This window comes from Mycobacterium sp. pW045 (assembly GCF_041287085.1).
Lineage (GTDB): Bacteria > Actinomycetota > Actinomycetes > Mycobacteriales > Mycobacteriaceae > Mycobacterium > Mycobacterium algericum_A.
The window spans coordinates 22,164-34,082 of record NZ_JBGGKU010000004.1 but is presented as its reverse complement, the minus strand read 5'-3'; the positions used below and the strand labels follow the sequence as shown (position 1 = coordinate 34,082).

Sequence of the window (11,919 nt, the reverse complement as noted above, 5' to 3'; positions counted from 1 at the left end):
GCGGATCAGCAGGACGTAGATTCTGTTAAATTCCGGATGATCTGCCCGTAAATATTGACTGGGGTCATCCCTGCGGACGTACCGTCGGAAGGTGTCCGTGGCAGCGCTGTGACGGCGGGCAGTCGGTCTTGCCCGGGAACCGTACCGGCGTGTTTCACGACTAACCGGTAGAGCAGAAAGGAGTGCGGCGATGAGTATGTTGGATGCCCATATTCCGCAGTTGGTGGCCTCGGAGTCGGCGTTTGGGGCGAAGGCGGCGTTGATGCGGTCGACGATGGCGCAGGCTGAGCAGGCGGCGTTGTCGGCGCAGGCGTTTCATGTCGGTGAGGCGGCGGCGGCGTTTCAGGGGTCGCATGCGCGGTTTGTGGCGATGGCGGCGCGGGTGAATGCGTTGCTGGATATGGCGCAGGTGAATCTGGCTGATGCGGGCAGTACTTATGTGGCTGCCGATGCGGCGGCGGCGTCGGGTTACACCGGGGTTTAAGGGATATCGGGGCCAGAGAAAGGAACACAGTCTGATGTCGCAGATTATGTACAACTACCCGGCGATGTTGGCTCATGCCGGGGAGATGAATGGGTATGCGGGCACGTTGCAGGCGGTGGGTGCTGATATCGCCAGTGAGCAGGCGGCGTTGCAGGCGGCGTGGCAGGGCGATACGGGGATGACGTATCAGGCTTGGCAGGTGCAGTGGAATCAGGCGATGGAGGAGTTGGTGCGGGCGTATCACGCGATGGCGATGACGCATGAGACCAACACGTTGATGATGAACGCCCGCGACACCGCCGAAGCCGCCAAGTGGGGCTGACCGCGCGTCGAACCTGCGCGGGTCGGGCCGCGACCAGCAGGGATCACGCACTGATCACCCCGGCGTAGGGTCACTGGAATGCCTTTGATGCGAAGTGACGACGACAGCTGGGACATCACCACGAGTGTCGGTTCGACCGCCTTGTTCGTGGCCACCGCGAGGGCCTTGGAAGCCCGCAAGCCCGATCCGTTGGTGGTCGACCCCTATGCCGAGTTGTTCTGTCGGGCGTCCGGCGGCGACTGGGAAGCGGTGATCGCGGGCAATCTGCCCGACCACGAGCTGCTCAGTAGCGACTTCGGCGAGCACTTCGTCAACTATCAAGGCGCGCGCACCCGCTACTTCGACGACTACTTCCGCCGCGTCGCCGAGGCCGGTGTGCGGCAGGTGGTGATCTTGGCGGCCGGGCTGGACTCCCGCGGCTACCGGTTGGACTGGCCGGACCAGACGACCATCTTCGAGTTGGACCAGCCGCAGGTGCTGGCCTTCAAGGGTTACGTGCTCTCGCAGCGCGGTATCCGGCCCGGCGCGCAGCGGCGCGAGGTCGCCGTGGATCTGCGGGAGGACTGGCCGCAAGCGCTCTGCGACGCCGGCTTCGACCCGGCCCGGCCCTCGGCGTGGCTCGCCGAGGGGCTGTTGATCTACCTTCCGGCCGACGCACAGGAACAGCTGTTCACCGGTATCGACGGCCTGGCGGCTCCCGGCAGCCACCTGGCGGTCGAGGACGGCGCCCCGCTGCCGGACGAGGTGTTCCAAGCCGCGCTACAAGCCGAAGTCGTCGCCGGCGACGACAGTCGCGTCTTCCATCAACTCATCTACAACGAGCGCTGCGCGCCGGCCGATCAGTGGTTCGGCGAGCGCGGCTGGACCGCGGTGGCGACGCCGTTGGCGGACTACCTGCGTGAGCTGGGGCGCCCGGTGCCGGGTCCGGACAGCGAAGCCGGCCCGATGGTGGCCCGGAATTCGCTGGTCCGGGCGATCAAAAGGTAGGGCCCGTCGAGAACGCCAGCCACTGTCGTCAGCATGCCCCGAATGGGGTAACGTTCCAGCAAACGAAAATCATTTTCAATAAGGAGCCGGGGTATGAGTGGGAACGATGTCGGTGCTCCCGCGGCGGGTCTACCTGCCGAAGGAGCGGGGAATGCGGTGATGCAGACCACCCGGCGATCGCTCGAACCGGCCTCGACAGTTAGCTTATGCAATGCTAACTTCAGCCGGGTTAGCTTGGGGAATATTGGTGAAGGGGCGAGCCACGCATGAACAACGGTGACGCGGCTCTGTTGGCACCGCAACCTCGGATCGACGAGGAGACGCTCAGCCGGTTCGCCACTTGCTGTCGGGCCCTGGGCATCCCCGTGTACCAGCGGCAACGGCCCGCCGATCTGGTTGCCGCCCGCACCGGTTTCGCCGCGCTGACCCGTGTCGCGTACGAGCAGTGCGATGCCTGGACCGGCCTGGCCGCTGCCGGCGACCAGTCACCGCGGGTGCTGGCCGCCGTCTCGCAGACGGCCGCGAGCGCCGGGGCGCTGCAGCGCCGACTGGACCTGCCGCAGGGCGCGCTCGGGTTCCACTACGACACCGGGCTCTACCTGAAGCTGCGTGCCACCGAGGCCGATGACTTCCACCTGGCCCACGCCGCCCAACTGGCGATGGCGGGCCGCTGCGCGGAGGCGAACGAGATCGTCGCCGAGATCACCGCGCGGCGCCCGAGCTGGAACGACGCGCGCTGGCTGGCGATCTCGGTGAACCACCACGCGGGACGGTGGTCGGACATGGTCAAGCTGCTGACCCCGATCGTCAACGACCCCGACCGCGACGAGCTGTTCAGCCACGCCGCCAAGATCGCGCTGGGCGTCGCGCTGGCCCGGCTGGGCATGTACGCCCCGGCACTGTCCTACCTGGAGGAGCCCGATGGCCCGATCGCCGTCGCGGCCACCGACGGGGCACTGGCCAAGGGGCTGATCCTGCGGGCGCAGGGCGAGGACGAGACGGCCGAGGAGGTGCTGCAGGATCTCTACGCCGCCAACCCGGAGAACGAGCAGGTCGAAGAGGCCCTGCTGGACACCAGTTTCGGGATCGTCACGACCACCGCGGCGCGGATCGAGGCGCGGACTGACCCCTGGGACCCCGCGACCGAGCCGAGCGCCGAGGACTTCATCGACCCCGCCGCCCACGAGCGCAAGGCCGAGCTGCTGGCCGAGGCCGAACGTGAACTCGGCGAGTTCATCGGCCTGTCCGAGGTCAAGAACCAGGTGCAGCGGCTCAAGAGTTCGGTCGCCATGGAGGTGGTGCGCAAGCAGCACGGACTGGCCGTCGGCCAGCGCACCCACCACCTGGTGTTCGCCGGGCCGCCTGGAACCGGTAAGACCACCATCGCCCGCGTGGTCGCCAAGATCTACTGCGGCCTGGGGCTGCTGAAGAAAGAGAACATCAAAGAGGTGCACCGTGCCGACCTGATCGGTCAGCACATCGGTGAGACCGAGGCCAAGACCAACGCGATCATCGACAGTGCGCTGGACGGCGTGCTGTTCCTCGACGAGGCCTACGCCCTGGTGGCCACCGGCGCCAAGAACGACTTCGGACTGGTCGCCATCGACACACTGCTGGCGCGGATGGAGAACGACCGTGACCGGCTGGTGGTGATCGTCGCCGGCTACCGCGCCGACCTGGACCGGTTCCTGGACACCAACGAAGGTCTGCGGTCACGGTTCACCCGCAGCATCGACTTCCCGTCCTACCAGCCGCCGGAGCTGGTCGAGATCGCTTACAAGATGGCCGAACAGCGCGACAGCCGTTTCGAGCCGGCGGCGCTCGAGGAGATGCAGGCGTTGTTCCACCAGTTAGCCGAGGCGTCGCACCCCGACGCCAACGGCATCGCCCGGCGCAGCCTGGACATCGCCGGCAACGGCCGGTTCGTGCGAAACCTGGTCGAACGCTCGGAAGAGGAGCGCGAGTTCCGGCTCGACCACTCCGAGCAGTCCGGTACCGGGGTGTTCACCGATGAGGAGCTCATGACCATCACGACCGAAGACGTCCGTTACTCGGTGACGCCGTTGCTGCGTGGCCTGGGACTGGAGGCGAACGCGTGAGTGCCACGCAATCCGACCGGCCCGAGGAGGAGCGGCGCTCTTTCGCATCGCGCACCCCGGTCAACGAGAACCCCGACCGCGTCGAATACCGGCGAGGGTTCGTCACCAAGCATCAGGTCAGCGGTTGGCGCTTCGTGATGCGCCGGATCGCCTCGGGCGTGGCCCTGCACGACACCCGGATGCTGGTGGAGCCGCTGCGCTCACAGGCGCGCGCTGTGCTCATGGGTCTGCTGGTGCTGGCCACCGTCGCCGGTGGCTGCTTCGTGTTCACCCTGATCTGGCCCAACAGTGCCGCTGCCAACGACCCGGTACTGGCGGACAAGTCGACGTCGGCGCTGTATGTCCGGGTCGGCGAGCAGTTGCACCCGGTGCTGAACCTGACCTCGGCGCGGTTGATCGCCGGCCGCCCGGTCAATCCCACCGCGGTGAAAAGCGCCGGGCTGGACAAGATCCCGCGCGGCAACCTGATCGGCATCCCGGGAGCTCCGGAACGGATGGTGCAGAACACCAGCCGTGACGCGGACTGGACGGTGTGCGACTCGGTGGCCGGCTCGGAAGCCGGGGTCACGGTGATCGGCGGGCCGCTGGGCGACGGCGGCTCCCGGGCCGGTGCCCTCGACGCGCACCAGGCGGTGCTGGCCGACAACGGTTTCGGAGCATGGCTGCTCTGGGAGGGCAAACGCAGCCGGATCGACCTGGCCGACCGCGCCATCACCGGCGCGCTTGGACTCGGCGAGAAGGGCGCCGCCGTTCCCACACCCCGCTCGATCTCGACGGGCCTGTTCAACGTGATCCCGGAGGCGCCCCCGCTGACTGCGCCGGTGATCCCCGGCGCCGGCGACAAGCCGTCGTTCGACCTGCCGGCGGACGCGCCGGTGGGCGCGGTCATGGCCGCGCACGCCCTGGAGGGCAACGAGCAGGGCACCCTGCGCTACTACGCGGTGCTGCCGGACGGCCTGCAACCGATCTCCGGCGTGCTCGCCGCGGTGCTGCGCAACACCGACTCCCACGGGCTGGACCGGCCGCCGCTGCTCGGCGCCGACGACGTCGCCCGGCTACCGGTGTCGCACGCACTGGATGTCTCCCGCTTCCCGGAGCATCCGGTCAGCGTCATCGATTCGGTGGCCGACCCGCTCACCTGCGCGCATTGGAGCCGGCCCGCCGGGGCCAGCACCAGCTCGCTGACGCTGCTGGCCGGCTCGTCGCTGCCGCTGCGCGACGGTGTCCGGACCCTGGATCTGGTCGGCGCCGGAGTCGGCGGGACCGCCGCGCGGGTCGCCCTGGCACCGGGCACCGGCTACTTCGTCCAAAGCGTCAGCGCCGATCCGACCGCCGACCACTCGGCGGGACCGCTGTTCTGGATCTCCGACACCGGCGTGCGCTACGGCGTCAACACCGAGAGCGGAACCGCCGGTAGCGACGGTGACACCGTGGCTGCGCTGGGGCTGAGCCAGCCGGCGGTGCCCATCCCGTGGTCGGTGCTGTCGCAATTCGCCCTCGGTCCCACGCTGTCGCGCGCCGACGCCCTGCTGGCCCACGACGGGCTGGCACCGGATCAACGACCCGTTCGCCGCGCCACCACCGAGTTGGGTGCAACCAACGGGGGAGAGACCCGATGAGCCGACTGATCTTCGAGGCCCACCGCCGGCTGCCGGCGCCGCCCACCGACAAGGGCACCATCACCATCGAGCCGCCACCCGAATTGCCGCGGATGGTCCCGGCGTCGTTCCTGCAGCGGGCGCTGCCGGTGGTGATCGTGATCCTGATCGTGGGCATGGTAATCGCGATGGTCGCCACCGGTATGCGGCTCATCTCCCCGGTGATGCTGTTCTTCCCGTTCGCCCTACTGGTAGCGGCGGCAGGCATCTACCGCGGTGGCGACAAGAAGACCCGCACCGTCGAGGTCGACGCCGAGCGCGCCGACTACCTGCGCTACCTGTCGGTGGTCCGGGACAACATCCGGGGCTCGGCCGCCAAGCAACGGGCCGCCGCGGAATGGTCACACCCCGACCCGTCGGATCTGGCCACCGTCCCCGGCTCACGCCGGCAATGGGAGCGCGACCCGCACGACGAGGACTTCCTGGTGGTGCGCACCGGCCGTCATTCGGTGCCGCTGGCCAGCCCGGTGCGAGTCACCGACACCGCCGACGAGATCGACCTGGAGCCGGTGTCGCACAGCGCTTTACGCAGCCTGCTCGACACCCAGCGCACGGTGCGCGACGTGCCCGTCGGCCTGGATCTGACGAAAGTCTCCCGGATCACCGTGCTCGGTGAGGGTGACACGGCCGCCGATGACGTGCGCGCCGCGCTGCGGGCCTGGGTCGCCCAGGCCGTCACCTGGCACGACCCGACCATGCTCGGGGTGGCGCTGGCTTCGCCCGCTCTGGAGACCGCGGACTGGTCATGGCTGAAGTGGCTGCCACACGTCGACATCCCCGGCGCCGTGGACGGCGTCGGCCCGGCGCGCTACCTGGCGTCGAGCCCCGAGGAGTTGGCGGCGCTGCTGGCTCCGGCACTGGCCGACCGCCCGGCGTTCACCGGGGGGCCGGCCGAGACGGCGCGGCACCTGCTGGTGATCATCGACGACCCCGATTTCGACGTCCCGGCATCGTCGCTGGGTGCCGCGCGTGCCGGGGTCACCATCGTGCAGCGCAGCAGCGTCGCGCCGAACCGTGAGCAGTACTCCGACCCCGAGCGGCCGATCCTGCGCATCGCCGGGGACGTCGACGGGGCAAGCCGAGCCCGGGCCATCGACCGCTGGCAGACCGGCGGCTGGCAGCGCTACGTGGATCACGGCGATGCGTTATCCACCGATGAGGCCGCCCATCTGGCGCGGCGGCTGTCGCGCTGGGACTCCAACCCGACCCACGCCGGGCTGCGATCGGCCAGTACCCGCGGCGCCACCTTCACCACGCTGCTGGGCATCCCCGACGCCTCGCGACTGGACGTGCCCGCGCTGTGGGCGCCGCGGAACCGCGACGAGGAACTGCGGGTCCCGATCGGCGTCACCGCGACCGGCGAGCCGCTGATCTTCGACCTCAAGGACGAGGCCGAGGGTGGCATGGGGCCGCACGGCCTGATGATCGGCATGACCGGGTCCGGCAAATCCCAGACCCTGATGTCGATCCTGCTGTCGCTGCTGACGACGCACTCGGCGGATCGGCTGATCGTGATCTACGCCGACTTCAAGGGTGAGGCCGGCGCCGACATCTTCCGGCACTTCCCGCAAGTCGTCGCGGTCATCTCCAACATGGCCGAGAAGCGCTCGCTGGCCGATCGGTTCGCCGACACGCTGCGCGGTGAGGTGGCCCGCCGCGAGTTGCTGCTGCGGGAGGCCGGCCGTCGGGTGCAGGGCAGTGCGTTCAACTCGGTGACCGAGTACGAATCCGCGATCGCCGCGGGCCACGATCTGGCTCCGATCCCGACGCTGTTCATCGTCGCCGACGAGTTCACCCTGATGCTCGCCGACCACCCGGAGTACGCCGAGCTGTTCGACTACGTCGCGCGCAAGGGGCGTTCGTTCCGGATTCACATCCTGTTCGCCTCGCAGACCCTGGACGTCGGCAAGATCAAAGACATCGACAAGAACACCTCCTACCGGATCGGCCTGAAGGTGGCCAGCCCCAGCGTCTCTCGCCAGATCATCGGGGTGGAAGACGCCTACCACATCGAATCCGGCAAGGAGCACAAGGGCGAGGGCTTCTTGGTGCCAGCCCCGGGTGCAGCGCCCATCAAGTTCCGCAGCACCTACGTCGACGGCATTTACGATCCGCCGCGGCAATCCAGAACCGTTGTGATGCATGCGATTCCAGAGCCCAAGCTGTTCACCGCAGGACCGGTGGCCTCCGGCGAGGAGACCACCGTGGTGGCCGAGGCCGAAGATGAGACGCACGCCCCGCCGCGCAAGTTGATCGCGACGATCGGCGACCAGTTGGCGCACTACGGCCCGCAGGCGCCGCAGCTGTGGCTGCCCCCGCTGGACGAGTCGATCCCGCTGGTCTCGGCGCTGGGCCGAGCCGGCATCGGCGAGCGGCAGCTGCGCTGGCCGCTGGGCGAGATCGACAAGCCGTTCGACATGCGTCGCGATCCGCTGGTGTTCGACGCCCGCTCGGCCAGCGGCAACATGCTCATCCACGGCGGGCCCAAGTCCGGGAAAACGACTGCGCTGCAGACCTTCATCATGTCGGCGGCCAGCCTGCACTCGCCGCGCGAGGTGACCTTCTACTGCCTGGACTACGGCGGCGGCAAACTGCGCGGGCTCGAGGACCTGGCGCATGTGGGCAGTGTCGCCTCCGGGCTGGAGCCCGAGCGGATCCGGCGCACCTTCGGTGAACTGGAGCAACTGCTCACCGCCCGCCAGCAGCGGGAGGCGTTCCGCGACGGCAGCATCGGTTCGCTCAACGACGGGTACGGCGAGGTCTTCCTGGTCATCGACAACCTGTACGCCTTCAGCCGGGACAACACCGACCAGTTCAACACTCGGAACCCGTTGCTGGCCAAGGTGACCGAGCTGGTCAACGTCGGCCTGGCCTATGGCATCCACGTGGTCGTCACCACCCCGAGCTGGCTTGAGGTGCCGTTGGCGATGCGCGACGGACTGGGTTTGCGCCTGGAACTGAAGCTGCATGACCCGCGGGACAGCAACGTCCGGGTGGCGGGGGCATTGACCCGGCCCGCCGAGGCGGTGCCCGCCAACCAGCCCGGCCGCGGCCTGACGATGGCCGCCGAGCACTTCCTGATCGCCGAACCGGACCTGGGCCAGATCGCCGAGATCAACGCCCGCCACCCCGGTCTGGCGGCGCCGCCGGTGCGCCTGCTGCCGACGAACCTGGCCCCGGAAGAGGTCGGGACGCTGTGGCCCGGCCCGGAGCGGATCGTGATCGGTCAGCGCGAAGAGGACCTGGCTCCGGTGGAACTCGACTTCACCGCCAACCCGCTGGTGATGGTGCTCGGGGACAACAAGTCCGGCAAGACCACCCTGCTGCGCCACATCATCCGCACCGTGCGGGAGAACAGCACCGCCGAGCAGGTCGCGTTCACGGTGTTGGACCGCCGGCTGCACCTGGTCGACGAACCGTTGTTCGCCGACAACGAGTACACCGCCAACGTCGACCGGGTGATCCCGGCGATGCTGGGCCTGTCGGCGCTGATCGGCTCGCGCCGGCCGCCGGCCGGGCTGTCGGCCGCGGACCTCGCCGGATGGACCTACGAGGGACACACCCACTACCTGATCATCGACGACGTCGACGCCATCCCGGATTCCCCGGCGCTGACCGGCCCGTACGCGGGTCAACGGCCGTGGACCAACCTGATCGGGCTGCTGTCGCAGGCGCAGGACCTGGGGCTGCGCGTGATCGTGACCGGCCGGGCCACCGGGTCGGCGCATGCGCTGATGACCAACCCGCTGTTGCGGCGCCTCAACGACTTGCAGGCCACCACGCTGATGTTGTCGGGCAACCCGGCCGATTCCGGCAAGATCCGCGGCCAGCGGTTCGGCCGGTTGCCGGCGGGCCGGGCGATGCTGCTCGGCGACAGCGATGAACCCACCTACCTACAGCTGGTCAATCCATTGTTCAGCGAGAGCCTGACGCGCTGACACGCATCGAAGGGAAGGAGAAACAGCCATGACTCTCAACGTGGTTCCCGAAGGTCTTGCCGCCGCCAGCGCAGCGGTCGAGGCGCTGACCGCCCGGCTGGCGGCCGCACAGGCCGCTGCCGCCCCGCTGATCACCGCGGTGGTGCCGCCGGCGGCCGACCCGGTCTCACTGCAGACCGCGGCGGGTTTCAGCGCCCAAGGTACCGAGCACGCCGCGGTCGCCGCCCAGGGCGCCACCGAGCTCGGTCGCGCGGGTGTGGGCGTCGGTGAGTCCGGCGTCAACTACGCCGCCGGCGACGCGGCAGGTGCGTCGCGGTACTTCATGGGGTCGCGCGGCTGATGATGTCCGCCCCGGTCTGGATGGCCTCCCCCCCGGAGGTGCATTCGGCAATGCTGAGCAGCGGCCCCGGCCCGGGTCCGCTGTTGTCGGCTGCCGGGGTGTGGAATGCGCTGAGCGCCGAGTACGCGGCGGTCGCCGACGAACTCACCGCGCTGCTCGGCGCGGTACAAAGCGGTGCGTGGCAGGGGCCCAGCGCCGAGCGGTATCTGGCGGCGCATGCGCCGTATCTGGCGTGGCTGGGCCAGGCCAGCGCCGACAGCGCGGGGGTGGCGGCCCAGCACGAGGTGGCCGCCACCGCCTACACCAGCGCGCTGGCGTCGATGCCGACGCTGGCCGAGCTGGCCGCCAACCACATGACCCACGGGGTGTTGGTCGCCACCAACTTCTTCGGCATCAACACCATCCCGATTGCGCTCAACGAAGCCGACTACGCCCGGATGTGGGTCCAGGCGGCCACCACCATGAGCACCTACCACGCGGTGTCCGGTGCGGCCCTGGCGTCGGCGCCGCGCACCGTACAGGCGCCGCCGGTGCTCAAAGCCGATGCCGCGCAGCCGGCCGCTGATACGTCGTCGGACATCGGGGATTTCTTCACCCGGCTGTGGGATCAACTGGTCCAGTTCTTCACCGACCCGATCGGGGTGATCCGCGAGATCCTCAGCAGCCCCGGCGCCCTTGTCACCTGGTTTCCGTTGCTCTTCTTCATCGCCTATGAGGCTTTCTTCATCCCGTTCGGCTGGACCTTCTGGTCGCTGTTGTTCGCCAGTGCGGCGCTGGTGCCGATCCTGCTCGGAGTGGGGCTGGGCCACCTCGCCGACATGCTGGGCGGGGAATTGGCTCCCGACGGCGACCTGAAGCCGGTGCCGGTCGCGGTGACCTCGCCGGGCGACCGGGCGACTCCGGTGGTGGCCGGTTTCAGCCCGAGTGTCGCCACCCCCGGTGCAGCGAGCGTTCCCGCTGCACCGGCCACGTCGGCGGCGGCACCGGCGCCGGCGGCGGGCGGGGCCATCGGGTTCGGCTACCTGGTCGCCGGTGGCGACCCCGGTACCGGGCTGGGGCCGACCCTCACCGAGCGCAACAAGGCGCAAGCACCGGCTTCGCGGGTGCCCGCGGCTGCGGCGGCGGTGGGCGCCTCGGCTCGGGAGCGGTCTCGCGCGCGGCGGCGCCGTCGCGCCGTGCTGCACGACCACGCCGATGAGTACATGGACATGGATTCGGGCCCGGCCGCTCCGGTCGATGAGCCGGCTTCGGCCGCGGGCTCGGATCGCGGTGCCGGGGCGCTCGGTTTCACCGGAACCGTGGGCAGGCGCGGCACCACGGCCGCGTCGGGGTTGACCACTTTGGCAGGCGACGGATTCGGTGGCGGACCGGGCGTGCCGATGCTTCCCGAAACCTGGAGTGAGAACGAACTTTCCGGTCCGGAGCCGGAAACAGAACCGAAGAAATAGTTGGAGAAAGGAGTGCGGCGATGAGTATGTTGGATGCCCATATTCCGCAGTTGGTGGCCTCGGAGTCGGCGTTTGGGGCGAAGGCGGCGTTGATGCGGTCGACGATGGCGCAGGCTGAGCAGGCGGCGTTGTCGGCGCAGGCGTTTCATGTCGGTGAGGCGGCGGCGGCGTTTCAGGGGTCGCATGCGCGGTTTGTGGCGATGGCGGCGCGGGTGAATGCGTTGCTGGATATGGCGCAGCTGAATCTGGCTGATGCGGGCAGTACTTATGTGGCTGCTGATGCGGCGGCCGCGTCGGGTTACACCGGGGTTTAAGGGATATCGGGGCCAGAGAAAGGAACACAGTCTGATGTCGCAGATTATGTACAACTACCCGGCGATGTTGGCCCATGCCGGGGAGATGAATGGGTATGCGGGCACGTTGCAGGCGGTGGGTGCTGATATCGCCAGTGAGCAGGCGGCGTTGCAGGCGGCGTGGCAGGGCGATACGGGGATGACGTATCAGGCCTGGCAGGTGCAGTGGAATCAGGCGATGGAGGAGTTGGTGCGGGCGTATCACGCGATGGCGATGACGCATGAGACCAACACGTTGATGATGAACGCCCGCGACACCGCCGAAGCCGCCAAGTGGGGCTAGCCGCCAT

General features: G+C 68.8%; 10 protein-coding genes. All 10 read left to right on the top strand.

Features of this window, described 5'->3' with window-relative positions; translation table 11 throughout:
- Positions 1 to 190 precede the first annotated feature (190 nt).
- The 10 genes from ACAG20_RS07280 to ACAG20_RS07235 all read left to right on the top strand — a co-directional run bounded on the left by ACAG20_RS07280 (position 191) and on the right by ACAG20_RS07235 (position 11,912).
- Positions 191 to 484, top strand: a complete 294-nt coding sequence (locus ACAG20_RS07280; RefSeq protein ID WP_041316776.1) for a hypothetical protein — start codon at positions 191 to 193, stop codon at positions 482 to 484.
- A gap of 34 nt (positions 485 to 518) precedes the next feature.
- On the top strand, positions 519 to 806 hold the full coding sequence (locus ACAG20_RS07275; RefSeq protein ID WP_041316779.1) for a WXG100 family type VII secretion target: 288 nt from the start codon (positions 519 to 521) through the stop codon (positions 804 to 806).
- An 87-nt stretch (positions 807 to 893) separates the two neighbouring features.
- Positions 894 to 1,793, top strand: a complete 900-nt coding sequence (locus tag ACAG20_RS07270; RefSeq protein ID WP_370492327.1) for a class I SAM-dependent methyltransferase — start codon at positions 894 to 896, stop codon at positions 1,791 to 1,793.
- A 266-nt stretch (positions 1,794 to 2,059) separates the two neighbouring features.
- Positions 2,060 to 3,892, top strand: a complete 1,833-nt coding sequence (eccA, locus tag ACAG20_RS07265) for a type VII secretion AAA-ATPase EccA (protein ID WP_193466091.1) — start codon at positions 2,060 to 2,062, stop codon at positions 3,890 to 3,892.
- The gene (gene eccB, locus ACAG20_RS07260) at positions 3,889 to 5,511 is read left to right on the top strand and encodes a type VII secretion protein EccB (protein WP_370492109.1); all 1,623 of its coding nucleotides are present in this window, start codon (positions 3,889 to 3,891) and stop codon (positions 5,509 to 5,511) included. Before eccA ends, eccB begins: the two co-directional genes overlap by 4 nt.
- Entirely contained in the window at positions 5,508 to 9,488 is a 3,981-nt protein-coding gene (gene eccCa, locus ACAG20_RS07255) for a type VII secretion protein EccCa (protein ID WP_370492108.1), read from the top strand. Before eccB ends, eccCa begins: the two co-directional genes overlap by 4 nt.
- 28 nt (positions 9,489 to 9,516) lie before the next feature.
- Positions 9,517 to 9,828 carry a PE family protein gene (locus ACAG20_RS07250; protein ID WP_013827237.1) on the top strand — a complete coding sequence of 104 codons (312 nt, stop codon included), beginning with the start codon at positions 9,517 to 9,519 and terminating at the stop codon, positions 9,826 to 9,828.
- A 2-nt stretch (positions 9,829 to 9,830) separates the two neighbouring features.
- Positions 9,831 to 11,276, top strand: coding sequence for a PPE family protein (locus tag ACAG20_RS07245; protein WP_370492326.1), 1,446 nt, complete (start codon positions 9,831 to 9,833; stop codon positions 11,274 to 11,276).
- A gap of 20 nt (positions 11,277 to 11,296) precedes the next feature.
- Positions 11,297 to 11,590 (top strand): type VII secretion protein EsxS, encoded by a 294-nt coding sequence (locus ACAG20_RS07240; RefSeq protein WP_370492107.1) that lies wholly within the window; start codon positions 11,297 to 11,299, stop codon positions 11,588 to 11,590.
- A gap of 34 nt (positions 11,591 to 11,624) precedes the next feature.
- The gene (locus tag ACAG20_RS07235) at positions 11,625 to 11,912 is read left to right on the top strand and encodes a WXG100 family type VII secretion target (RefSeq protein WP_041316779.1); all 288 of its coding nucleotides are present in this window, start codon (positions 11,625 to 11,627) and stop codon (positions 11,910 to 11,912) included.
- Positions 11,913 to 11,919 lie beyond the last annotated feature (7 nt).